Source organism: Qipengyuania sp. SS22, assembly GCF_025736935.1.
Taxonomy (GTDB): Bacteria; Pseudomonadota; Alphaproteobacteria; order Sphingomonadales; family Sphingomonadaceae; genus Qipengyuania.
This window is the reverse complement of the sequence record NZ_CP107048.1, coordinates 2612258-2637408: the sequence shown is the minus strand read 5'-3', so window position 1 is coordinate 2637408 and position 25151 is coordinate 2612258. Positions and strand designations below refer to the sequence as shown.

Sequence of the window (25151 nt, the reverse complement as noted above, 5' to 3'; positions counted from 1 at the left end):
AGGCAATCTTGGGACGTGTTAGTGCGCGCGTGAACGCCTATCGATTGGCCCAGCCCGCCCCCACACCGAAATTGGGGCGCCGCGTCTCGCTCGGATCAAGCAGTCGGTCGAGGATCGCGTCATGCGTGGGTGCCGCCGCGCGAAAGGCCCCCATGGCTTCGCGCAATTGCACGATCACCTTGCGCACTTCCTCGAACGGCGCGACATCGACCAGCGGATCGATCGCCGCGGGGCGCAAGCCCATACCGGCGGCGACATAGAACCAACTGATATCGGAAAAGAGTTCGCGCTGCTTCGACATGATCCGCCCGGTTCGTTCGAACAGCGCCATCTTCTCGACCAGCGTGTCGGGCAGTTCGATATTGCGGACATGATCCCAGAAGGGCTCGCCCTCGCGCTGGTTGGGATAGTAATGCAGCAGCAGGAAATCGCGGATATGCGCATATTCGCGTTCGACGTCGCGATTGTAGCTGTCCACCAGCACCGGGTCGAAATTGCGATCGGGAAACAGGTCGAGCAGCCGATTGAGCCCGGTGTGGATGAGATGGATGCTGGTCGATTCGAGAGGTTCGAGAAACCCCGCCGACAGGCCGAGCGCAAGGCAATTGCCGATCCACACGCGTGTGCGCAGCCCCGGGGTGAAACGCAGCACGCGCGGATCGGCAATCGGCGGACCGTCCAGACCCTCGCGCAGTTCTTCAGCCGCGTCGTCATCCCCGATGAAGTCGCTGCAATAGACGAGGCCATTGCCCGTCCGGTGCTGGAGCGGGATGCGCCACTGCCACCCCGCCGATCGCGCGGTGGCGACTGTGTAGGGCGCGCGAACCGATTGCGCCTCGGTCGGCGCGGCGACCGCGCGGTCGCCTGGCAGCCAGCGCCGCCAGTCGTCGAAGCCCGCCTCCAACGCCTCTTCGATCAGCAACCCACGAAAGCCCGAACAATCGATGTAGAAATCGGCTTCGAGCGATTCGCCATTGTCGAAGTGGACCGCGGCGATACGCTCGCCCTCACCGCGTTCGGCACGCAGGATGCGGCGGTCGAGCCGTTCGACCCCCGCCGCCTCGGCATGCTCGCGCAGGAAGGCGGCCACCAGACCGGCATCGAAATGCAGCGCATAGGCGACCGCGCCGCCCGGCCAGTTGCCGTCGGTTGAAGGAAAGGCGAACTTGTTGTCTTCCGCCAACGCGACCGACGGACAGAAATCGGCCAGCCCCTCGTCATGCCCCTCGGCGAGGTTCTTCCAGTAGTAGTGATGGAACGGCCGCTGGTTGATGGTGACACCCAGATTGCCGAAGGGGTGCCAATAACTGTGCCCGCGCTGCAGCCAGTCGCGGAACTGGATGCCGAGCTTGAAAGTCGCCTGGCAGCGCCTGATGAAGGCAACCTCGTCCGCGCCGATATTGCGCAGGAAATCGAAGATCGGCGGGATGGTCGCCTCGCCCACTCCGACGGTCGGAATGTCGGAGGACTCGACCAGCGTGATACGGCAGCCGCTGCCCTGCAGCAAGCGCGATAGCAGCGCGGCGGCGGACCAGCCTGCGGTACCGCCGCCAACGATGCAGATCGATCGCAAGGCTTGGGGCGAGGCCTCGCCAGTATGCGTGTGATTCATCACCCGGTCTCCCACATGCGTCGTCGGAAAATCGATGGCGGCCCGTACCGATCGGGACCGCCATCAGTTCCGGGAAGGACCGAAATCAGAAGTTGAATTTCACCCCGCCATAGATCCGCCTTGAACCGGATTCGAAGCGGAAGGGCAATTCGGGAAATTGCAGGTAAACGCTGGTATCCGCCTTGGTGATGTTGATCGCCTCGGCAAAGATTTCGAAATTGTCAGTCAGCTGGTAGCTGATCTGCCCATCGAGCTGGCCGAAGGATTTCTGGTAAATCCCCAGCGTCCGCGTCACCGATCCGTCGGCGAACCCGAAATTGCCCAGATACTGCTTCGAGCGCCAGCTATAGGATGCGCGCGCAGCGAACCCGTAGCGTTCGAAATAGACCTGCCCGTTCGCCGAATGCTTCGACACGCCCGGCAGCGGGAGATTATCGGTGAAATCGGTGCTGAAATCGGTATCGGTGTCCGAGAAGGTGTAGTTGACGGTAAAACCCAGACCGAAGTCGAAGGCATATTGCGCCGCCAGCTCGAAACCCTTCACGCGGCCACCCGAGCCATTGGCTGGCTGCGACACCGGTCCGAGCCGTCCGCCGGCCTGATCGTTGACGAAAACGGCAACCGTTTCGTTGACGATGAAGCTGTCGACCTCCTTCCAGAACAGGCCTGCCGAGAGCAGCCCCTGACTGCCGAAGTAGTGCTCGAAACCGAGGTCGAACTGATACGCCCGGAACGGATCGAGTTCCGCGTTGCCGCGCGCGCCATTGGTGAACTTGAACAGATCGTCGGCGGGATCGCGGGTAAAGTTGGTCGAGAAGCCCTGACCCAGCGAAACCAGCGGCTGGCGTGCGACCACGCGCGCCGCGGAAAAGCGAACCTTGCTGTTCTCGCTCACGTCGAACACCGCGTTCGCGCTCGGCAGGAAGTCGGTGTAGCTGCGCATCACCGTATTGGTGCTGAAATCGCGCAGCACGCCGTTCCAGCTATCGGTGCCCCAATAGCTCGGGTCGGCATTGGACGGCTGGTTCTGGTCGATGGTCAGGTCGGTGTTGACGATCCGCAGGCCCACATTGACGTGATACGGATCATCGACCCCGCCCATATCGGCCATGATGTAGCCCGACTTGGTTTCTTCCTTGACCCGGTAGGTCTGCAGCGGATCCTCGAAGAAGCTGAACGGCGTGTCTGGATAGAGCGCCTGGATCCACTCGAGCGCATTGGTCATCCGCGACCGGTCGGCCACGAGTACCGTATCGCCCTCGATCCTGCCGCCCCCGGCGAAATTCGTAATCGCCTCGACGCGTTCGGGATTGCTCAGGAAGGTTTCATAGGGCGTGAGCAGCGCGGGTGAATCCCCGAAACGGCTGCACCCGGCAAAGGCCGCAGGCTTGTTCACCTCGGGCAAATCGCAGATCTTGTAGCCGATCGCGCCATCCTGGAAGTAGCTATAGGGCGTCCAGTTGTAGGAGAAGCCGTCGACCCGTTCGGATTCGGGGATCGCGGTGGCGTCAAGCTCGCCCTTACCGCTCAGATCGGCGAGATAGCGGCCAGACGTGAAGTCCACCGTGCGCTGGCCATAACGGAAGCCCGCGCTGATCGTAATCGTATTGGTGTAGTCGCTGTCGACGTCATAACCGAAATCGGCACGGATCGAGTGCCCCTCGATGTCGGAGCGATCGCCAAACGCCCAATGCGACTTGAAGAAGCCAAAGTCGGGATTGTTGAACAGGTCCTGCGGGCTTCCCGGCGCGATGCCAAAACTGGGAAACTCGCCATTGCGATACGTGAAGTCGAAGGTCGGCGGTGCAGCCGAATTGGGTGTGAAGCCAGGTTGCGGTCCCGAAGTGCCCGGCCCGCGCACGCCATAGGCGGTATAGCGCACGTCGTTATTGGCGACCTCACGCTTCATATTCGATGATGAATAATTGGCCATCACCGAGGCGCGGAAATTGGTATCGTTATCCCAGTCGAGGCCGAACTGCAGATTGTCCGACTTGATATTCGACACATCGACGAAGGAAATGGCTTCGGCCGACTGCGCGCGCACCGTACCATCGGTCAGCACACCGTTGCCGTCGATCGAATAATCTCCGATGAGACCCTGCGATTCGCCCTGTCCGAAGGGGAATTTGACCGACGCTTCGCGCGTGTCGATCTTCAGGTCCGAGTGGAAATATTGCGCGCTGACCTCGAGCTCGTCGGTCGCGCGGTAATTGATGCCGATCGAAGCACCCCAACGCCGACGATACTGGTCGCGGTCGGTGACGTAGCGATATTCCGGTGCGTAGTAATTGGTCGGCACGGTCGCGGTGTCGCGGCGGCCCTCGTCGAAGGCCCAGTTGCCGCGATTGTCGCCGCCCAGCACGTTGACGTGATTGTTCGTCTTCTCGTAGCTGAAGGTAGCGATGACCCCGAGACGGTCGTTGAAATTGTAGCCGAGCACGGCGGCGCCCGCCGGCTCCCAACCCGAAATCTCGCTGCCCTTGCTGCCCTTGACGTTGCCCGCCAGCGTCAGGCCTTCCTTGAGGTCGAGCGGATTGCGCGTCTTGAGGTTGACGATCCCGCCAAGCCCGCCTTCGAGCAGTGACGCATTGGGCGATTTGAAGACCTCGATCCCGCCGATCAATTCGGAAGGCACCCCTTCGAGGCTGTCGTTGCGGTTATAATTGCCCTCGCCGACCTTGTAGACCTCGAGGCCGCTGACGAAGAGCTCGCCATTGAGCAGCGTCACGTTCTGATCGAGCCCGCGGATGCGGACTTTCGAGCCCTGGCCATTCTCGCGGTCGATCTGGATACCCGGCAGGCGCTGGAGCGATTCCGCGACATTCTGGTCGGGGAACTTGCCGATGTCTTCCGCTGTCACCGATTCAATAATGAGGTTCGAATCGCGCTTGGCATTCAGCGCGTTTTCGAGCGATGCGCGAAAGCCGGTGACGATGATAACGTTTTCCGTCTCGTCGGCGGCCTCGGGCCCAGTGTCGGTCACATCCTGCGCCAAGGCTGGCGCACCGGTTGCCCCCAATGCAAATATCGACGCGGCGGCCATCAAAGCCGCACGGTTGCGCAAAATCCCGCTGTTCATCTTTCTCTATCCCTCCCAAGCCGCATCTTTGCGTGCGGACTTTCGTACGTCTCGGCAGCTGCACCCACGACTCGCGGGGCAACCTCCGTTCGCGACTTACTGGTTGCATATTTCTGTCAACGTTGTCAAACATCGCCTCACATTTGGACTGTAGCCGGGCGTTTGTGTGACTTTTCTGTCAAGGTTGTCAGACGCGACCCGGCCTCGAGTGTACCGGCCAGAGCCGGATGATGGGACGGGGTTTATGCTTTCGAAAACAATCTTTTCTGGCGCCGCCACGGCGGCGTTCGCAGTGTCGGCACTGTCGGCCCAACCGTCGACGGACGAAGCGGTAACGGCTTCGGCACCGCAAGCTATCGTTCATCCGGAGCAGTGGCCCGAAGTCGCCTTCCCTATGGTCCTGACCGAAGAAGGCGAAGCGCATGTTCAGGCGCTGCTCGCGCAGATGACGCTGGAGCAGAAGGTCGGTCAGATCATTCAGGCCGATATCGCCAGCGTGACCCCCGAAGAGGTTCGCGAATACCGGCTCGGATCGGTACTCAACGGCGGCAACTCCGGACCCGGCGGCGATGATCTTGCCCCCGCGGAAGAATGGCTGGCGCTGGCCGATGCCTTCTACGCCGCCTCGATGAATACCGCCCCGGGCGAACCCGCCATTCCGATCGTTTGGGGCACCGATGCAGTGCACGGCCACAGCAATATCGTCGGCGCGACGATCTTTCCGCACAATGTCGGGCTTGGCGCGGCGCGCGACCCCGATCTGATCGAGCGGATCGGGCGGGTCACCGCAGTCGAAATCCGCGTCACCGGGCAGGAATGGACCTTCGCCCCGACCGTTGCGGTACCGCAGGACTACCGCTGGGGCCGTGCCTACGAAGGCTACTCCTCGGACCCTGCGCTTGTCGCATCCTATGTCGGCAGCATGATCCGCGGCCTGCAAGGGCCACCATCGACCGAGCCGATCCTTGCGGGGCCGTACGTCGCGGCAAGCACCAAGCACTTCCTTGCTGACGGCGCGACCACCGACGGCAAGGACCAAGGCGATGCCGCCATTTCCGAAATCGAGCTGCGACTGATCCACGGCGCGCCCTACCTGCCCGCAATGGAAAACGGGGTCGCCACCGTGATGACAAGTTTCTCGAGCTGGAACGGCGTCAAGCTTTCGGGGCACCGCGGGTTGGTGACCGATGTCCTCAAGGGGCGCATGAATTTTGACGGGCTGGTGGTTACCGACTGGAATGCGCACGGACAGGTGGCCGGTTGCAGCAATGCCAGTTGCCCCAAGGCAGTCGATGCCGGGATCGACATGTTCATGGCCCCCGACAGTTGGCGCAGCCTCTACAACAGCACGCTGGCAGAGGCGCGCGACGGCACGATCTCGATGGCGCGGCTCGACGATGCGGTTGCCCGCGTTCTCCGTGTCAAACAGCGGCTCGGACTGTTCGAAGCCGGCAAGCCCTCCGCGCGCGCGCTGTCGGGTGAGTACGAACTGCTCGGTGCCGACGATCACCGCGCGGTGGCCCGTGAAGCGGTGCGCAAATCGCTGGTGATGCTCAAGAACAATGGCGTGCTGCCGGCCAAGCCGGAAGGGCACATCCTCGTCGCGGGTGACGGGGCCGACGATATCGCGCGCCAATCGGGCGGCTGGACGCTGAGCTGGCAGGGCACCGGTATGGACAACAGCCAGTTCCCCGGCGCCACCTCGCTGTGGCGCGGGATCGAGCAAGCGGTCGAGGCCGGCGGCGGCAGCGCCGAACTGGCGCCCGATGGCGAGTACGAACAGCGACCCGACGCCGCGATCATCGTGTTCGGCGAAACACCGTATGCCGAGTTCCAGGGCGACATCGCCTCGCTTCAGCTGCGCCCCGAGCTGCGCCGTCCGATCGAGACCATGCGCAAGCTGAAGGCGGAAGGCATTCCGACCGTGGCGGTAATGATCACCGGTCGCCCGCTCTATGTGAACGAGGCGCTGAACAGCGCCGACGCCTTCGTGGTCGCCTGGCTTCCCGGTTCGGAAGGCGCGGGGGTTGCCGATATGCTGTTCGCCGGGGCCAATGGCGAACCCGCTTTCGAATTTCAGGGACGGCTGCCCACAGCCTGGCCCGCGACCGCCCAGCACGGCGGGGCCACGCTGTTCCCCTTCGGTTATGGCCTCCGTTATGCCGAAGGCGCGCGGGCATGGACCACTCTGCCCGAAGACAATGGCGTTGATGACGATGGCAGTGGCGGCGGGGTCTTCTTCGACAAGGGCGTACCGGCTTCGTCGTGGTCGCTCACCGTTGCGCGCGCGGATGGCGGCAATTCGCTTCGCGTGACGACCGTTCCTGCGACCGCGCTGTCGGGGCGGGCGCGCATATCGGCCACCGATCATGACGTGCAGGAAGGCGCGCGCAGCTTCGCCATCGACGCGCATCCGGCAGGGGCCGCCGTCGAACTCGGCACGCATGACGCGATTGACCTGTCGCGCGAGACCAATGGCGACGTGCTGCTGCTGACGACGGTCCGGCTCGACGCACCGCTTGCCGCGCCGCTGCGCATGTCGGTCCTCTGCGAGGGATCCTCATGCGGCGCGGATGTTCCCATTGCCGAATTCGGCGATCTGGCCGTGGGGCAGTGGCAGACGGTCGGCGTGTTGCTCAAATGCTTCCGGGCGGGCGGCGCGGATATGACGCAGATCACCGCGCCATTCCGTCTGACGACAAGCGATGCGGCGCAGTTCAGCCTCGCGCGGATCGCGCTCGGCAGCCTGTCCGAGGCCGATGTGATCGCGCAATGCCCGACTGAATAGGGCTGAGGGCAATGCCCTCGCCTCGCTGATCGGGCGTGTGGCTGGATTAGTCGGCCGCGATCGGCGGGCGCTCGCGTACGCCAAGGATCATTACCGCCCCGGCAAACGTCAGCGCGGCAAAGGCCAGCATGACGAGGGTAAAGTCCTCGGGCGTGGCCAATTGCCACACAATCAGCGTTCCGATCATCGAAGGCAGCGTATTGGCCAGATTGACCAGCCCCAGATCGCGGCCCCGGCGATCGGGCCTCGGCAGCAATTGCATCGCGAAGGTCGCATGCAGGCTCAAGAAGACTGCCGTTCCCGCGGCGAAGACGCAGAAGGCGATCGCTGCCTGCCAGGCATCTGCCGCCGCAGCCATCCCGAGCAGCCCCACAGCCCCGACCGCTGCCGAGACAAACAGGAACGGGCGGCGCGTGCCTGAGCGGTCGGACCACCGCCCGGCGATCACAGCGACCGGCAGGGGGATGATGTAGGAAATCATCAGCAGGGTCCCCACGCCCGCGGCGACATCGAAATCGTCGGTCACGAGCGTCTGGAAGTAATAGAGCAAATACAGCCCCAGCGTGGCGCATGCCAGCTGGACCAGCAGGCGCGAACCCGAAGCGACGAGGAGGTCGCGCCGGTCCCAGCTACGCACCGCTTCCGGCGCATGGTCGAAGCGGCGCGTGCGTAGCGCAAGCAGCGGAAGCAACAGCACCGCCGCGGCGACCGGAACAAGCGCGAAGCGCGCCATGTCGGACAGCCCGGGAATCGCCAGCAGCATGACCGCGAATGTCGCCGCGACCGGATTGCCGAGCGACAGCAGCCCTCCCGCCGTGCCCTTCTGGCAAGTAGGGACCTCCTCCGCGATAATCGCGAACAGCGGGGCCAGCACCGCATTGATCGCCGCCTGCGCCAGCGCGATGGCGATCAGCAATTGTGCGGGCGAGCGGGCGAGCGCGAGCGCCGGATAGGAGAGCGCCAGCGCGCACAGACCGATGACGACCCACCGCCGCCGCCCGCCGCCCGCCTCGACCGATCGATCGCTCAGCCAGCCGAACAGGATATTGGCCACGCTCGCTGCGACCCCGCCGATCAGTACCGCAGCGGTGAGCAGGTCGATCTTCGCCGATTTGTCGAGCGCCTCGACCTGCAGCGGCAGCAGCAGCGTCACCAGCGGCAGATAGGCCACCACCCCGCCGGCATGCGCCAGTGCGACCGCAGTCAGCAGGGGATTGGTCCGCAATTTGGGCAAGTGCCGCTCCATCGCGCGGCAACCTGCCTCCCGCGCAGGCGGAAGGCAATGCGCCCGGTGTTGCGCGAATTATGCGGTCGCGGGTCGCCGTGCGTAGAAGCCGAACACCGCGATTATCGCATAGCAGGACGCGGGCAGCACCAGCGACAGCGCAAGGCTGCCGGTCAGGTCGGCCAGCGCGCCCGTGGCCAGCGGGACCACCGCTCCGCCGAAGATCGCCACATTGATGATTCCCGAACCGTCCGCTGCGCGGCTGCCCAACCGCTCGCAGGCAAGCGAGAAGATAGTCGGGAACATGATCGAATTCATCAATCCGATCGCCAGCAGGCTATAGGCGGCCAGCGTGCCGCTGCTGTTGGTCGAGATCGCGATCAGCGTGATCGCGCCGATCGCCACCGCGGTCAGGATCAGGCCAGGGCTCACCATGCGCAGCAGCGCCGACCCGATGAAGCGCCCGACCATCGCGCCGCCCCAATAGAGGCTGACCATCCAGCCGACGATGTTTTCGGGCTGGCCGAGCACATCTTCGAGCAGCAGGTAATTGATGACGATCGAGCCGATCGCCACTTCGGCGCCCACATAAAGGAAGATCGACAGCGCGCCGAAGCCGAACCGCGGGCGCTTGAGCAGGTCGAAGCCCGCCAGCCCGCTCGAGGGTTCGTGCTTTTCGCCCTGCAGCCGGTTGCGGAACAGCCACACTGCGCCTGCCACCACGGTGATCGCGATCGCGATGCCGAGATAGGTCTTCACGATCATCGCCGATTCCGCGGTGCGATAGGCGGCCAGCGCAGCCCCCTCGAAATCTTCTGCGGAAACATCCGCCAAGGTGCCGAGGATCAGTCCCGCACCGATCAGCGGGAAGAGGAAGGTACCGAAGGAGTTGAACGCCTGCGCGAAAGTGAGCCGGCTGTGCGCGGTCTTTTGCGGGCCGAGCAGGCTGATCAGCGGATTGGCCACGACCTGCACGATTACCACCCCGCTCGCGAGGATGAACAGCGCCAGCAGGAACAGCGGATAGGTCGCAGTGGTACTTGCGGGGATGAACAGCAGACAGCCCAGCGTCATCGTCAGCAGGCCCGCCACCGCGCCGCGCATATAGCCGATCCGCTTGACCAGTTTCGCGCCCGGAATGCCGATCACCAGATAGGCGGCGAAGAAGCAGAACTGCACCAGCATCGCCTGCGTGTAATTGAGCGTGAACAGCTCTTTCAGCTTGGGGATCAGCACATCGTTGAGGCTGGTGATCCCGCCGAAGATGAAGAACAGCGCGAAGACGAAGGGCGGCAGGCTTGGCGCATGCACATGGCCCTCTGCCCCGTCACCCACGGGATCGCTTGAAGAATAATGCTTCGCGGCGTCCGCCGCGGCCCCCGTTGCCGTCACCACGTATCGTTCTCCCATTCGCCGCCGCATCCACTGTAAAGTGCGGTCTGACGCGGGCGGAAATTAGGAGGGAGCGCCACGTCTGTCAACGTTGACAGAAATTGGCGTGAGGTAGTGGCGAGCCGCCTTCGTGGGCGCTCGATTTCTGACAAATATCTCCGCAGACGAAGAGCCTGTCGCCGCGCAGCAAAGGTGACGACGAGTTCAGACAACGAGCGCGAAGCACACAGGCTTGCGCCCCGTATCGAAACCTGGCCGAAGGAAGATGCCGGATAGATAGACCAACTGCTGAGCGTCCCGATTATTGGCGATACTCAGCGTCGCGGTCGCGCCCGTTTCTCAAGACCGTTGTGCGACGTGAAAGAATAGGCGAGAACCCGACCGATGTCGCTGTCGTTCCGAGGCTTGTTCATCGCGCTGCCGATCGTCGCGCTGGTCATCGGCGCCATGGCCTGGAGCATCTATGCCGGCAGTATCGACGAAGATCGCGCCAATGCGGTGCGCGAACTCGATATCGCCAATGCCGCCGCCACCGACACGCTCCGCCGCGAGATCTCGCTGATTGCCGAGACCGAGGAAAAGGCGGTCGCCACCATGGCGCGCAAGCTGGAGCAGCCAAGCCCGACCGATTTCGACGATATCTTCGCTCCCGCAGCGGACGGGGCCTTCCATAGCCGTGACGATTTTTGGGAGGGCCGGGCATCTGCAGGAGCGATCCAGCTGCGCGGGATCGGCGGTTTCGCCGCTCCGCCCGAACCCGTCGGAAAGCGGCGGGCGACGATTGTGGCCGCATTCGACACCCTGCGGCAGATGACCAATGGCCTGCCGAGCGATATCGAAAGCCTCTATTTCTTTTCGCCCGACAATGACCTGCTGATCTATGCGCCGCAGCGCCCGGACGGGTTGATCTTCTATCGCATGGCCCCCGCCGATTTCGATTTTCAGGAGGCTGAATTCAGCCGGATTACCTCCCCGGCAAAAAATCCCGCCGGAATGCTACGCTGCACCAGCCTGCAACGCCCGCTGTACGATGAGACGGGCGACAGTTGGACCACCGGCTGCATGCTGCCGATCCGCGTCGATAATCGGCATATCGGCGCCTGGGGCATCAGCATCCCGCTCGATCAGTTCACCCGGCGGCTTACGCCCCCGCCCGAAGATGCCTTCACGATCATCGTAAGCCAGGACGGCAAGCTGATCCACCATTCGGGCGTTGCCGGGGACGACAGTCGGCGGCTCGAGGCGAATGTCGATCTGGCGACTTCGGAAGAGCCCCTGCTCCGCGCCATCTGGGATTATGTAAATGCGGGGATCGACGATCACACGGTCTTCGCGAAGCCGCTCGACGCCTATGTCTCGGCGCGCAAGTTGCAGGCACCCGACTGGTATGTGCTGACGGTGCTGCCCGAACAGGCGCTGAGCGCGCGCGCATGGTCGCTGGCGCAGCGGGTCATCCTTATCGCGCTGACCGGGGCGCTCGCGCTGGGTCTGGTCCTATCGGCGATCTTCCACCGGACGGTAGCCTCGCGGATTGCGCGGCTGGCAACACGGATCGACCGCGTTTCGGCCACAGAGGGCGTGGCGCTGGATGCCGGCAGCACGGACGAGATCCGCCAGCTCGAGCATGCCTTCGAAAAGATGGAAGACCGCCTGGCCACGGCACGCTCGCGCGAACAGCATTCGTTCGATGTGCTGGTCAATGCGGCTGAACGCTACGCCATGGTGCTGTTCGACGACCACGGGCAGCTGATCCGGGCGAGCAAGGGCGCGCTCGACCTGTTCGGCGAGAAGGAGCTGGTCAAGCTGCTGAGCGAATGGGGCCTGTCGGCCGAGGCCGCGCCTGCGACCGGCCACCCTGCCAGGCCGGGACCGCAGCCGCGGATCATCGCGCGCAAGCTGGCGGACGGGCGCGAAGTCTGGCTCGAGGAAATCCTGATCTCGCTCGAGGACGATCTCGGCGCGCCCTTCGGGACGGCGTATATCGGCCATGACATCACCGAAAAGCATACCGCACAGCGCGCAATCGAGGAGAATTTGCTCTATCTCGAACTGGCGCAGTCGAGCGCGCAGGCGGGGCATTTCGCGCTCGATCCGCACACCATGGAACTGTCGCTCTCGGGATGGCTGCGGGAAAAGCTGGGCGTCGAAACGCCAACCATTCCGCTGGACGCCCTCGCCGCGCTGGTGGACGAGAGCAAGCGCGAAGAAACCATGGGCGAGATCGCTGCGGCTATCGAAGCCCGCACCGAATTCGCCTTCGAAACTTTGGCGATCGGCGCCGAGGGCGACCGCCTGCCGATCGTCGTGCGCGGGACCGCAGTGTTCCAGGATGCCGACAATACGGAAGAATTGGTCGGCTTTTACGGGGTCGCGCAGGACATCACCGAACAGAAAAAAGCCGCCGAAGCGCTGTTGCGCGCGCGCGACGAGGCCCGCGCCGAAGCCCGTTCCAAAACCGACATTCTCGCGGTCATCTCGCATGAAATCCGCACGCCGATTTCGGGCATTCTCGGCCTGATCGACCAGATCCGCCGCGAACGGTCGGAAAGCGAGCGCAGCCGCGCGCTCACGCTGGTGGAGGATTCTTCCGAAGCGCTGCTCAAGACGCTCGATGCGACGCTCCAGCGCACCCGTTCGGAACGCGAGCAATCGGTACCGCAGGACGAGGAGTTCAGTCCCGCCGCGCTGGTCGAGCGCGTGGCCGAGCTGTTTCGCCCGCTGGCCCGCCGCAAGGGCCTCGCCATCGACGTTCTGGCCGGTTCCGACGACCGGGCTTGCGGCCAGCCGGCGCGTATCCAGCAGGTACTCGCTAACTTCGTTTCCAACGCGATCAAGTTTACACCGATCGGCAAGGTCACGCTGTCGTTCAGCGCGCCCGAACCCGGGTCCGATCTCTGGACATTCTACGTCGAAGATACCGGTGGCGGGATCGATCCCGAGCGGATGAAGACCATCTTCGAGCCATTCTCCGGCAGCGCGCCCGATACGCTCGGCCGGTCCTCGGGCAGCGGCCTGGGGCTGTCGATCACGCGCGATCTTGCAGAGCAAATGGGCGGCACGGTCGCGGCCGAAAGTTCGGCAAGCGGCGGGACGCGAATGACGTTGACGCTGCCCCTGCAGGCTGCCGGACCTGACGAGGAACAAGTCCCCGCTCGCGGCACAATCGCGATCAGGCTGGCCCGCGCTTCGCTCGCCGTGCGCGTCGAAGTCATCGCGTATGCGGAGGGCTTCACCGTTCTCGACTCCGCTGCTGACGACGCCAGTGCTACCGCCGATATAGTGGTCAGCGACGATGCGGAATTCGTCGCGCAAAGCGGTGCCGAATGGAGCATCCAGCTCGCCGAAGCGGCGGAGAGCGTGCGCGACGGCAAGCGCATCGTGGCCAGCGAAGCGGATTTGCTCGACATGCTTTCCCGTATCCTCGACGAGGTCGCCGATGGATAAGATGGACGACATTCCCGCCGAGCGCCGCGCCGAGATCCTCACCACGCGGCTAGAGCGTAGCGAGCGCGCGCTAAGGGATGCCGAAGCCGCGCTCGAAAAGCGGATGAAGCAGCTCTTCCGCGCCAATCAGGACCTCAGCCTGCGCCAGAGCGAACTGGCGCGAAAGCTCGAGATCGAAAGTGCGCTCCTGCTTGGCGCATTGTCTACCATCCGGATGGCCACGCTGTATGGCGAACGCGAGCGCGGGTTCACCATGTCCGAAAGCGCCGGGCCGATCCTCGGGCTGGCCGATGGCGAGGAGCCCACGATCGAGAAGCTCGCCGCGACGCTCCATCCGCTCGATCGCGACCGGATCATGCGGGTGGGGCTGGCGTTCTTCACCGAGGCCGTGCCGGGGGTGGCGCATGCTTATGAACATCGCATCGTCCGGCAGGACACGGGCGAGACCCGCTGGCTCAGATGGTCGATCACGCGCGAAACCGGCACCGAGGATCGTCCCGGCCATTTGATGGCGACGATGCGCGACATCACCGAAGAGCGTCAGAACGAGCGCGGTGTGCGGGCGCTGCAATTGCGAGCTGAGAGAAGAGTGCGCGAGCTTGCCCACCTCCAGCTGGAGCTGGCCGGTGCGAAGGATCGGGTGGAAGAGGCGCTCAGCGCGCGCAACCGGTTCATTTCCGAGATGGCGCATGCCATCCGCACCCCGCTGGCGGCGTTGAGCGGCGGGCTGGAACTGCTCCGCACGAAGGTCCGCGTGGATGGCGGGAAAGATCTCTCGGTCGCGCGCGAGGCGGCGGAGCAACTGGGGGAACTCGCCTCCCGGCTGATCGAGGAAGCGGCATCGGATGGCGAGGCAGAGCCGGTCGCCTATGCCAGCGGCGTCGGCACGCCCACACCGGAAACCGCCTCGGCGCTGCCCGACCAGCCGCGTATCCTGCTGGCCGAGGATACCGAGAGCAATCGCTATGTGACGGAGCGCATGCTTGCCGATCTCGGCTGCCTCGTCACCTCGGTGGAAAACGGCGCAGCCGCAGTCGAGGCGATCAGACGCCAGAGTTTCGACCTCGTGCTGATGGACGTGATGATGCCGATCATGAATGGCGAGCAGGCTACGCAGGCAATCCGCGGCCTCAACGGGCCCGCCGCGCGCACGCCGATCATTGGGGTAACAGCGCATAGCTTGCAATCGGAGCGCGAGCGACTGCTGTCGGCGGGGATGACCGCCTGCATGGCGAAGCCGGTCAAGAAGGAAGCGCTCGAAACCGCGATCCGCACCGCGCTGATCTCGGGCCGCGACGTTCGCCAGAACCAGGCGCGGTTCGATCATGACCTTTTCCGCCGGACCTTCACCGATCTGCCCGATGCCTACCGCGACCGGATGCGCGATGCCGCGAAGAAGGACATCACCAAATATGCGGGCGAAGTGCTCACCGCGGTCGAGGCCGATGATGAGGAAGACCTGTCCCGCGCGGCACATGCGCTGACCGGGGTATCGCTCAATATCGGGGCGGTCGGGATCGTCGAGGAACTTGCGCACTATCGCGAGGCACGGGGCCAGGGCGAGGCGTCGATCGAAGCCTTTCGCGAAGCGGTCGCCGCCTGCCTGCTGGCAGTCGACGACCTCTACGAAGCGCTGATCGCGGGGGATCAGTAGGCCCCACGCTCGCAATATGCGGCAGTCGAGCATGCAATTTGCAATCAGACCGCCGCAAATTGCGATTCATGAAGAGCTCCGCGTCCAGAAGCGACGGAATTGCGTGGATGCAGGGTTTGGCACGGACCTTGAATAATACTTGGCGACCACACGCCAAGGACCCCCATGCCCCTTTCGCACGTCAACTCACGCGCTCGCCGCTTCGCCTCTGGTGCGAGGGCTATTCGCCTTTGCGTTAGCCGAAGCCGGGACCTGCGTGATCGCACTTGGCACTGCGGTCGGGCCCAACCACCGTCCCTTCTCGCACCTTCGTCCGCCGCTGCCTTACCCGCGAGCACAAAGCCTTTTAGTCAGACGACGCGCGCGGCGTGATGACCGCCGGTGCAGCGCTTGCCGGCAGCGCCATTCCGGCCCGCGCCCGCGGCGCGATTCTCGCCTGATCCAACACTTAGGAGACCAGCCATGACCGCCCCCCGCATGTCTGTCGTCATGCCCGTCTACAATGTCGAGGCCTATATTGCAGAGGCCATCCAGTCGGTCCTCGACCAGACTTTCGAGGACTTCGAACTGATCATCGTCGACGACGGTGGCCAGGACGGGTCGATGGACCTCGCACGCAGTTTCGACGATCCGCGTATCCGCATCGTCCCGCAGGAAAATCGCGGTCTCGCCGGCGCGCGCAACATCGGCATCGCCGAAGCGCAGGCACCCTATATCGCGCTGCTCGATTCCGACGATCGCTGGCATCAGGACAAGCTGATGCTGCATTTCGTTCACCTGCAGGCGAACCCGCATATCGGGGTGAGCTATGCCGGCTCGCGCATGATCGACGAGCACGGTGCGGCGATGTCGGTCGCCATGCGGCCCAAGCTGACCGATGTCACCGCGCGCGACATTTTGTGCCGCAATCCGATCGGGAATGTAAGCGCACCCGTCCTGCGCCGCACAGCGCTCGACCGTGCGGCTTTCCCCCACCCGCAGGAGCGGACGCGGACCTGCTGGTTCGACGAAAGCTTCCGCCAGTCTGAGGATATCGAGCTGTGGGTGCGTCTCGCCTCGCTGCATGACGTCAGCTTCGAAGGCATTGAAGGACTGCTGACCGATTACCGCATCATCGGCGGCGCGCTGTCCGCCAATGTAGTCAAGCAATACCTCAGCTGGTCGCGCATGCTCGACATCGCGCGTGACAATGCGCCCGAACTGGTCGCCAAGCACGGCGACGCGGCACGCGCTTACCAGCTGCGCTACCTTGCGCGCCGGTCGGTCCAGCTCGGCAATGTCGCCCTGGCGAACGACCTGATCAGTCGCGCCGCCAGCCTCGCCCCGCGGATCTTCCTCGAAGAGCCGGTCAAATCGGCAGCGACCTGGGGCGCCATCAAGCTGGCCCGGCTGACCGGACCCGAACGTTTCCGCCGCCTGGCACGCCCCTATCTCAAGGCGGCAGCATGATCCGGATCACCCATCTCCTCGACGATTTCGGCATGGGCGGGGTCACCCGCGCGCTATCGCTGTTCAACGATCCGCGCATGACGCGCGAGGCCGAATCGCGGACCGTCCGCATGGGCCGCGGCCCGGCTGGCGCCGTGCGGCTCGATAGCGATCTTATCATCATCCACGTGCCGCCCTCGTGGGGCCGGCTGCCTTACCTGGCGGCGCTCAGGCTCAAGAACCCGCATGCGCGGATCGTCCAGGTCGAGCATTCCTACACTCGCGCTTTCGAGGCGAATGCGATGCCCTCCTCGGGACGTTTCCGTACGCTGCTGCAGACTGCCGCACGGCCGGTTGATGAAGTAATCGCCGTTTCGCGGGCCCAGCATCGGTGGCTTGCCGAGGCCGGCGTTCCTTCGAAGAAACTCCGCTCGATCCACCCGTGGAGCGGGCGCGACGATCTGTACAAGGTTCCCGATCTCGAGCCGCGCGATGGCCCGCTCCGCCTGCTCGCCTATGGGCGACTGGCTCCGGAGAAGAACTTCGCCGCACTGATCGAAGCCATGCGTTCGTTCCGCGCTGACGAAGTCACGCTGACGCTGTTCGGTTCGGGCCCCGAAGAGGCACGGCTGGCGGAACTCGCCAGCGAGCGTGACAACGTCCGGCTGCTGCCAGCCACCAATGCGATCGACGCGCGGCTTGCTACCTGTTCCGCGGTGATCGTTCCGTCGCGCTACGAAGCCTTCGGCCTGGTCGCGACCGAAGCCCGCATGGCGGGCCGCCCGGTGCTGGTCGCCGATATCGACGGTCTGCCCGAACAGGTTCGCAGCGGCGGCGGGGTTGCCGCACCAATGCGCAATGCCGCCGAGATCGCCTGCGCGATCATCCGGCTGAAAGGTGCGGACTTGCCGACAATGGGCCGGGCCGCACGCGCGGGGGTTCTCAGGCAGCACGATGAGATTATCTCGGGTTGGCAGGCGGTGGCACACCGTGCGGCCAAACCCTTCCCAAAGAAAGCCGGTATGCAACCGGCCATGGCTGCTGGCGCCTGAATTGCGACCCCAGGCGCCGCAGGGCCGCCTCGTTCCCTCCGCTTTGCGGATGGGGGCGGGGCGGTTTTCCTTTGGGGTATGACCGGAACGCCGGATCGAACGCCGGCGGATGAACGGCAGCCAGCGCCTTGCCGATGATTAGGGTCGCTGGCGCCGTGCGAGACCAGGTCAACCCGCATCTTGCAGCAGTTTCCGCCATCGATCGGGCGAGAAGCCGCGCACCGCGCGTCCGCATCGGCCAACATCGAGCGGGAATTGATCGCCGGGAAGGTTCGTCCACCTCCTCATAGACCCTCCTAGCCCAACAGCTCCGCGTCGCCGGACTCGTCGGACAAAGTTGCCTTGAAGCCGAGGCCCCCACGCCAATCACGGCAAGGCACTGATAATCTGACAGCTTTCCCTCGCTCTAGTTTCGGGTGTGAGCCCGATGCGCGTTTCGCAATCTGCGGCGCCTGCTTGTCGCATTTTGCAAGGCCAGCGGTGCGGAATGCAATCCGCCATCGGTGGGCTAGGAGCATAAGTAGCTGATTTTAGACCTTTATGTGTTTTTGGCACGGGTTGTGAAAAGCAAGGGCCAGATCACTTCGAATGAGGATGACACATGATACTTCTAGTTCTCGCACAAGCAGCAGCTCTGGCAGGTACGCAGGCCTCCGACGCCGGCCGGCCGCAGAGCGCGCCGATGTCTTTCGAGCGCGATGCCGACAACAATCGCGTCATCATTGCGGGCTCCGCCTCGCAAGGCGGCAAACTGATGACCAATCCCGCTCTGCGGAATCGTCAGGATAGCCGCGCGATTGCGATCGCCAACATGATCAACGTCACGGTTCACGGCAGCAACAACACGGTGGTCGTGAACGCCCGCCAAGCCAGCTCGGGCAACCAGCGGGCCGTTGTCGCGACCAGCGCTTCCTCGCTCGGCCAGGGAGGGTAAGATGATGATCGGGGGAAAGAAACTCATCCATCGGGCAATCGCGCTTGCAGCGACTGGCCTGTCACTGGGGGGCTGCGCAAGCTTTGCCGACACGCCTCCCCAGCGGATCACGCCTCTCAGCGGCGCGCGCGTTATCGATGGTGACACCGCCTATTCGAGCATTCTGCGCTGCATGGCTTCGCAAACACGCGCTGCCGCGCAACCGCGGATCGCGGTGGGGGAAGTTGCTGATTACACCGGTCGCCTGGATGGGCTGAACGGTTCGGTAGCTCCCCAAGGGGCTGCGCTCATGGTGATTTCCGCTCTGGCCAAGGGAGGCTTTCCGCTTGCCGAAAGACTGGACCTGCGGATTGCCCTGCAGGAACTCGATTACGCCAACAGCAAGTTGCTCGGCCCGGACGGGCAGCCAACCGACGACTACCGGCGGATCTATTCGGGGTCGATTGCGGAAGCCGATTTGATCGTCTTGGGCGGTATCACCGAACTGGATTTCAATATTCGCAGCGATGTGGCCGAAGCCTCGATCGGTCCGGTCGGCGGCGGAGCACGTTCCTATGTCATGTCGGTCGGCGTGGACCTGCGCCTGATCGATGCCCGCAGCCTGCGCGTCGTCAACGTCGCCAGCCTGCAAAAACAGATCCGCGGCCGTGAAATCCGCGCCGGCATCTTCGAATTCATCGGCAACACTACTCTGGATCTCGGCGTCGGACGCCGCCGCCAGGAGCCGGTGCATGGAGCGATCAGAGCTATCGTCGAAAAGGCGGTGATCGATCTGATGCGCGAACAAAGGGGCGCCGACGCGCCTCTCTGTCCAACCAACGTTCAATCGGTGAGCTACGCCGTAGAACAAGCGGCAAGCCCGCAAACTCAACCTGAAGGAGACTAAAAATGACGAAGTTTTACCTGATGACGACGGCGGGCCTGCTCGCCATGGCCGCAGCCCCTGCAACCGCGCAGGTTTCGCTGCCGACCGAACCCGACCCGCTGGTTGCGGTCGATATTGGTCTTTCGACGGGCGCGCTTCTCGGCGACCGCTCGGTTCTCGATGCGGTGGTCGAGGTTGGCGGCGACGAACTGCTCAACGTCTATCTTGGCCTGATCGAAGGCTCGACCGGCGGCAGCAATGTTCAGCTGCTCGACGGAACCATCCTCACCGCTCTGGAGACACTGGGCGGCTCGGAACTGGTCAGCGCGTTCGAAAGTCTTGTTGGCACCACTGCCCGCACCGCCGACTATGTCACTGGCCAGACCAATGATGGCAACCAGGATTCGATCCTCAATGCTACGGCAAACTCGGTTGCCAGCGTCAATGCGACCGCAGCCAGCATCGGCAACAGCTTTGCGCTGGATGCAGCTGCAAATGTCGTGGCGGACCTGACCCAGACCAACCGTGGCAATGGCACCAGTTCGGTTGCGACTGCCTACAACGCCGTCAGCGAAGTGACCGAGACTGCCGCGACGATCGGAAACTCGGCGTCGTTCAATGCCGAAGGCGCGCTCCTCGACCTGGCGATCGACCAGACCAATCTTGGTGGTCAGACCTCGCAGCTGGTTACCATCCAGAACATGGTCTCCGAGGCCACGAGCACGGCTGCATCGATCGGCAATTCCCTGGCCGTGGAGATGCCGGGTGGCAGCACGGTAACCGCCGCGCAGAGCAATTCCGGTACGATGATCGCCGATCTGACGGGCATGATCGGGGCTACCGTCGATTACACCGCGACCGCGGCGGCGATCGGCAACAGCTATGCTCTGACCAGCGTCGACAGCGATATCGCAGGCAACGTTTCCAGCTCGATGAACCAGTGGAACAACGGCGGTCAGGTCGCGAAGGTCGCTGCCAGCATCGGTGCCAGCACGAACGCCGCCGCGACTGCGGCCGCTATCGGCAACAGTGTCAGCATCAACGTCGAATAACTTCCCCCGGTGGCCCGTACTGCAAGCGCAGTGCGGGCCACCAAACTTTACGAACTACCCGGCCAGCCGAGCGGCTCTCATGAACTCGTCCATCTCCGCAGCGCAAAGCGCCGGAAGCATGGTAGCGACGATCATATTTTCGCGAGCATCTGCGATTTTCACGAGTACCATGGGGTTACCCCCCAGACTGTGCCAGCCGCATTTCGCATCGCGAACCTCACAAAAAGCCAAATCGCCAAAGCTTCGTTGCAATATGCGAGAGTCGTTTTTGCAAAATGCAAGGGACTGTTGCATAGTACGGCAATTATGACGCCGTTTTGCCCCGATACGCCTGTCCTCATTCCGGCACGGCCTTTGCATCGATGCTTTCACATCTTGGCAAAGCATTCGGAGGTTACGGTGAAAGGTATTATCTTTTCGGAACTGGTCGGTTTTCTCGATCGCGCCGGCGGGCCCGAGCTCGCCGAGAAGGTGTTGGCCGATGCCGGCCTGCCGCATGGCGGCGCCTATACGCGTGTCGGCCAGTATCCGTGGCAGGAAGCCGTCCGCGTTGTCGAAGCCGCCTCGCGCGAGACGGGGGCCGAATTCGCCGATCTGTGTCATCAGTTCGGCGCGTATCTCTTCGAGCGCTTTACCGTGCTCTATGGCGATATCGTCGGCCGCTATGCCAGCGCAGAGGAATTGCTGTTGCATGTCGGGGATCACATCCACGAGGAAGTGCGGATTCTTTATCCCGATGCGCGGCCGCCGCAGGTGACCGTTTACGATGAAGGCGATGTATTGCGCGTCGAATACGCCTCGCATCGCCCCTTCGCGCATATCGCGCATGGGCTGGTGGCCGGGGCTATGACCCATTTCGGCGACCACCGCGCGCTCAACTGGGTCGGCGCAAATGACGATGGCTCGCGCGCCGAATTCGCACTGACGGGATAAGTATGTCGAAACCCGCCATTCTGATCATCGAGGACAGCGCTTCGCTGGCCCTCGGCTTTGCCGCCCAATTGGAAGAGGCGGGGTATGAAGTCGCGCTTGCCGCCACGCTTGCCGAAGCGCGCGATGCGCTCGCCAACACGCGGTTTTCCGCTGCGCTGCTCGATTTGCAATTGCCCGACGGGGATGGCCTCTCGCTGCTCGAACAGCGCGACGAGACCTCACCCGCCTTTGTCGTCATCACTGCCGATGGTTCGCTGTCGCGCGCGATCGCGGCGATGCGGCTGGGGGCGTTCGACTTCCTCGTCAAACCGGTTGCAGGCACCCGCCTGCTGGCGACGATCCGGGCAGCGGTCGAACAATCGAAGACCGCACCCGCCAAGGCAGTCATCAAGCCGGTCGAGGACGGCACGCGCTTCCATGGCTTTATCGGCCAGTCGCCCGTCATGCGCGCGGTGTTCCGGACGATCGAACAGGTCGCCGATTCGCGCGCGAGCGTCTTCGTCACCGGCGAGAGCGGGACGGGCAAGGAAGTAACCGCCGAAGCGCTGCATGCGGAATCGCGCCGCCGGAACAAGGCTTTTGTCGCGATCAATTGCGGCGCCATTCCCGAAAACCTGCTCGAAAGCGAGCTCTTCGGCCATGTCAAAGGCGCTTTCACCGGAGCGGTCGAGAACCGCATCGGCGCCGCCAAGGCGGCCGACGGCGGCACGCTGTTCCTCGACGAGATTTGCGAGATGGAGCTCAAGCTCCAGGTCAAGCTGCTGCGGTTCATCCAGACCGGGATGATCCAGCGGGTCGGATCGGCCCAGGCCGAACCGGTTGACGTCCGCATCGTCTGCGCCACCAATCGCGATCCCTTGCGCGAAGTCGCCGAGGGGCGCTTTCGCGAAGACCTGCTCTATCGCCTCAATGTCATCCCGATCCACTTGCCGCCCTTGCGAGATCGCGGCGACGACATCGTCCTGCTGGCGGACCGGCTGACTGAAACGATCGCCCAGGAAGAGCGCCGCCCCGGGCTCCAGCTGAGTGCAGCAAGCCGGGCGAAAATTCGCGCCCATTCCTGGCCGGGCAATGTCCGCGAGCTCCAGAACGCCCTGCGGCGGTCGGTTGTGATCGGCGAAGGCAACGAGATCGACATCTCGCTGCCGACTGGTCATGCTGCGATGCCGGAAGCCCTGCCTCCCGCCTCGTTCGAGCCGGCATATTCCGAGTTCGCGAGCACGCCCGCGCAGCCCTTGCCTTCCCCCCCGACCGCAATGGCCTTCGACGGCATGACGCTGGCACAGATCGAGCAGATCGCGATCGAGGCGGCGCTGCAGCGACACGGCGGCAATGTAACCCGCGCCGCCAAGGAGCTGGCGGTGAACCCCTCGACGATCTACCGGAAACTGGAAAAGCAGCGCGCCGAAACCAATTGAGCGCATGCCTCGGTCGCTCGCGTCAGGACGGTGAGGCGCTGGCGATCATGTCCATGATATTGCGTGCCGCCTCGCGCTCGGCCGGGTCTTCGAACGCGACATCCAGATCGGGAGCGGCGTCGAGCATGTAGAGCAACGTCCACAGCGCAAACCGCCGACCGCTGTCGCGCTCGAGCCCGAAATCGACACGCATGCGATCGATCCCCGCTGGCAGTGCCACCGGATCAACCTCGGCCAGATCGGGCGTTCCGAAATAGCGCTGCAACAAATCTTGCATCTCCATTCCCCCGCGCTAGCGCACCGGGCGCAGGGTGCAAACTCCCCCGCCCCTATTTCCTTTGGGCACAGCGCAATTGGCTGTTAAGGGGCCGCGCATGCTTACCATCGACGGTGTCACAGTGCGGCTTGGCGGCCGGACCATTCTCGAACGCGCCAGTGCGACGGTGCCGGTGGGCGCACGCGTCGGGCTGATCGGTCGCAACGGCGCAGGCAAGTCGACGCTGATGAAGGCGCTGATCGGCGAAATCGAACCCGATGACGGGGACATCACCAAACCCTCGCGCGCGCGGATCGGCTATATCGCGCAGGAAGCGCCCAGCGGCACAATGACGCCCGAGGAAGTCGTGCTGGCCTCGGCCACCGAACGCGCCGAACTGCTGGCCGAGCTGGAAACCTGCACCGACATGGACCGGATGGGCGATGTGCATGATCGCCTGCTGGCAATCGACGCCTACAGCGCGCCCGCACGTGCGGCCAAGATCCTCAACGGCCTCGGCTTCGATGAAGAGATGCAGCAGCGCCCGGTGGAAAGCTTTTCCGGCGGGTGGAAAATGCGCATCGCGCTGGGGGCACTGTTGTTTTCCGAGCCGGAAATCCTGCTGCTGGACGAACCGTCCAACCACCTCGACCTGGAAGCGACGCTGTGGCTCGAGAATTTCCTCCGCTCCTATCCCGCGACGCTGGTGGTCATCAGCCATGAACGCGACCTGCTGAACAAGGTCGTCGACCATATCCTGCATCTGCAGGGCGGGCAGCTGACGCTGTATTCGGGTGGCTACGATGCGTTCGAAAAGCAGCGCGCCGAACGCGCCGCACAACTCGCCGCTGCGAAGGCTTCGCAGGATGCGCAGCGCGCGCGGCTGCAGGATTACGTCGCGCGCAACAGCGCACGTGCCTCCACCGCAAAGCAGGCGCAATCGCGCGCCAAGATGCTGGCGCGGATGCAGCCGATCGCGGCACTGATGGAAGACCCCACGCTGAGCTTCGACTTTCCCGACCCGGAAGAGCTGAAGTCGCCGATGATCACGCTCGAACAAGCGGCGGTCGGCTATGGTGAAGCGCCGCCCATCCTGCGGCGGCTGAACTTCCGCATCGAGGCCGACGACCGCATCGCGCTGCTTGGCCGCAATGGCAATGGCAAGACCACGCTGGCGCGGCTCCTCGCATCGCAACTTGCGCCCGCAGAGGGCGAGGTCAATGCGCCGGGGCGGCTGAAAGTGGGCTATTTCACGCAGTATCAGGTCGAGGAACTGGCCGGCGAAGACACGCCGCTCGACCTGATGAACCGCGCGATGGAAGGCGCGGCGCAGGGCGCTGTACGCGCGCAGTTGGGCCGCTTCGGTTTTTCGGGTTCGCGCGCGCAGACGCGAGTGGACAAATTGTCCGGCGGGGAACGGGCGCGGCTGGCGCTGGCGTTGATCACGCGCGATGCGCCGCATCTCCTCATCCTCGACGAGCCGACCAACCATCTCGATGTCGATGCACGCGAGGCGCTGATCCAGGCGCTGAACGCTTATTCGGGTGCGGTCATCCTCATCAGCCATGATCGCCACATGGTCGAACTGACCGCCGACCGGCTGGTCCTGGTCGATGAAGGCACCGCGCGCGAATATGTCGGTAGCATGCAGGATTACATCGACTTCGTCCTGGGCCGCAAACCCAAGGAAAGCCGGCGCGGCGGGGCAGGCAAGAAACGCGGGTCGAACGGCGCGGACACGGCGGCGCAGGCTCGCTCGGCCAAGTCGGACCTGACCAAGGCGGAAGAGGCGATGGCGCGCCTGACAGCCGAACTGGAAAAGCTCGACCGGCTGATCCTCGACCACACGCAGGACGGCGCGAAGATGCAGGACCTGCTCACCGCGCGCGCCGACGCCGCCGATACACTGGCCGCGACCGAGGAGAAGTGGCTGGCGGCGGGCGCCGCGCTGGAGGCCGCCGAGCAGAGATAAGCTGCCCTTCCGACCGCGGAAACGGCCGATCTCTTAGCCCTTCT

Annotated in this window: 16 protein-coding genes; 11 read left to right on the top strand and 5 right to left on the bottom strand. The window is 64.0% G+C overall.

Features of this window, described 5'->3' with window-relative positions; genetic code table 11:
* Nucleotides 1-37: 37 nt before the first annotated feature.
* Nucleotides 38-1612, bottom strand: coding sequence for a tryptophan halogenase family protein (locus tag N6L26_RS13100; RefSeq protein WP_263605994.1), 1575 nt, complete (start codon nucleotides 1610-1612; stop codon nucleotides 38-40).
* Nucleotides 1613-1697: 85 nt separating this feature from the next.
* Nucleotides 1698-4598, bottom strand: a complete 2901-nt coding sequence (locus N6L26_RS13095; protein ID WP_263605993.1) for a TonB-dependent receptor — start codon at nucleotides 4596-4598, stop codon at nucleotides 1698-1700.
* 490 nt (nucleotides 4599-5088) lie between these two features.
* Between N6L26_RS13095 and N6L26_RS13090 the strand changes: the two genes are divergently transcribed.
* On the top strand, nucleotides 5089-7482 hold the full coding sequence (locus N6L26_RS13090; protein ID WP_263605992.1) for a glycoside hydrolase family 3 protein: 2394 nt from the start codon (nucleotides 5089-5091) through the stop codon (nucleotides 7480-7482).
* Nucleotides 7483-7528: 46 nt separating this feature from the next.
* Here N6L26_RS13090 and N6L26_RS13085 read toward each other — a convergent pair whose 3' ends face one another.
* Together N6L26_RS13085 and N6L26_RS13080 are read right to left on the bottom strand one after the other, a co-directional pair.
* Nucleotides 7529-8716, bottom strand: a complete 1188-nt coding sequence (locus N6L26_RS13085; RefSeq protein ID WP_263605991.1) for an MFS transporter — start codon at nucleotides 8714-8716, stop codon at nucleotides 7529-7531.
* A gap of 69 nt (nucleotides 8717-8785) precedes the next feature.
* The gene (locus tag N6L26_RS13080) at nucleotides 8786-10117 is read right to left on the bottom strand and encodes a sugar MFS transporter (RefSeq protein WP_263605990.1); all 1332 of its coding nucleotides are present in this window, start codon (nucleotides 10115-10117) and stop codon (nucleotides 8786-8788) included.
* A gap of 366 nt (nucleotides 10118-10483) precedes the next feature.
* On the opposite strand from N6L26_RS13080, the gene N6L26_RS13075 reads away from it, so the two are divergent.
* The 9 genes from N6L26_RS13075 to N6L26_RS13035 all read left to right on the top strand — a co-directional run bounded on the left by N6L26_RS13075 (nucleotide 10484) and on the right by N6L26_RS13035 (nucleotide 22879).
* Nucleotides 10484-13543, top strand: coding sequence for an ATP-binding protein (locus N6L26_RS13075; RefSeq protein ID WP_263605989.1), 3060 nt, complete (start codon nucleotides 10484-10486; stop codon nucleotides 13541-13543).
* Nucleotides 13536-15197 carry a response regulator gene (locus tag N6L26_RS13070; RefSeq protein ID WP_263605988.1) on the top strand — a complete coding sequence of 554 codons (1662 nt, stop codon included), beginning with the start codon at nucleotides 13536-13538 and terminating at the stop codon, nucleotides 15195-15197. The genes N6L26_RS13075 and N6L26_RS13070 overlap by 8 nt, the downstream gene beginning before the upstream one ends.
* 462 nt (nucleotides 15198-15659) lie before the next feature.
* Nucleotides 15660-16646, top strand: a complete 987-nt coding sequence (locus N6L26_RS13065; RefSeq protein WP_263605987.1) for a glycosyltransferase family 2 protein — start codon at nucleotides 15660-15662, stop codon at nucleotides 16644-16646.
* Nucleotides 16643-17677, top strand: coding sequence for a glycosyltransferase family 4 protein (locus N6L26_RS13060; protein ID WP_263605986.1), 1035 nt, complete (start codon nucleotides 16643-16645; stop codon nucleotides 17675-17677). The genes N6L26_RS13065 and N6L26_RS13060 overlap by 4 nt, the downstream gene beginning before the upstream one ends.
* 682 nt (nucleotides 17678-18359) lie before the next feature.
* Nucleotides 18360-18611, top strand: coding sequence for a hypothetical protein (locus N6L26_RS13055; RefSeq protein WP_263605985.1), 252 nt, complete (start codon nucleotides 18360-18362; stop codon nucleotides 18609-18611).
* A gap of 1 nt (nucleotide 18612) precedes the next feature.
* Nucleotides 18613-19497 carry a CsgG/HfaB family protein gene (locus tag N6L26_RS13050; protein ID WP_263605984.1) on the top strand — a complete coding sequence of 295 codons (885 nt, stop codon included), beginning with the start codon at nucleotides 18613-18615 and terminating at the stop codon, nucleotides 19495-19497.
* A gap of 2 nt (nucleotides 19498-19499) precedes the next feature.
* Entirely contained in the window at nucleotides 19500-20528 is a 1029-nt protein-coding gene (locus tag N6L26_RS13045) for a hypothetical protein (RefSeq protein ID WP_263605983.1), read from the top strand.
* A 399-nt stretch (nucleotides 20529-20927) separates the two neighbouring features.
* Nucleotides 20928-21461, top strand: a complete 534-nt coding sequence (locus tag N6L26_RS13040) for a heme NO-binding domain-containing protein (protein WP_263605982.1) — start codon at nucleotides 20928-20930, stop codon at nucleotides 21459-21461.
* A 2-nt stretch (nucleotides 21462-21463) separates the two neighbouring features.
* On the top strand, nucleotides 21464-22879 hold the full coding sequence (locus tag N6L26_RS13035) for a sigma-54-dependent transcriptional regulator (protein WP_263605981.1): 1416 nt from the start codon (nucleotides 21464-21466) through the stop codon (nucleotides 22877-22879).
* 22 nt (nucleotides 22880-22901) lie between these two features.
* Here N6L26_RS13035 and N6L26_RS13030 read toward each other — a convergent pair whose 3' ends face one another.
* Nucleotides 22902-23162 carry a hypothetical protein gene (locus N6L26_RS13030; protein ID WP_263605980.1) on the bottom strand — a complete coding sequence of 87 codons (261 nt, stop codon included), beginning with the start codon at nucleotides 23160-23162 and terminating at the stop codon, nucleotides 22902-22904.
* A 91-nt stretch (nucleotides 23163-23253) separates the two neighbouring features.
* On the opposite strand from N6L26_RS13030, the gene N6L26_RS13025 reads away from it, so the two are divergent.
* Nucleotides 23254-25107 carry an ABC-F family ATP-binding cassette domain-containing protein gene (locus tag N6L26_RS13025; protein ID WP_263605979.1) on the top strand — a complete coding sequence of 618 codons (1854 nt, stop codon included), beginning with the start codon at nucleotides 23254-23256 and terminating at the stop codon, nucleotides 25105-25107.
* Nucleotides 25108-25151: the final 44 nt, after the last annotated feature.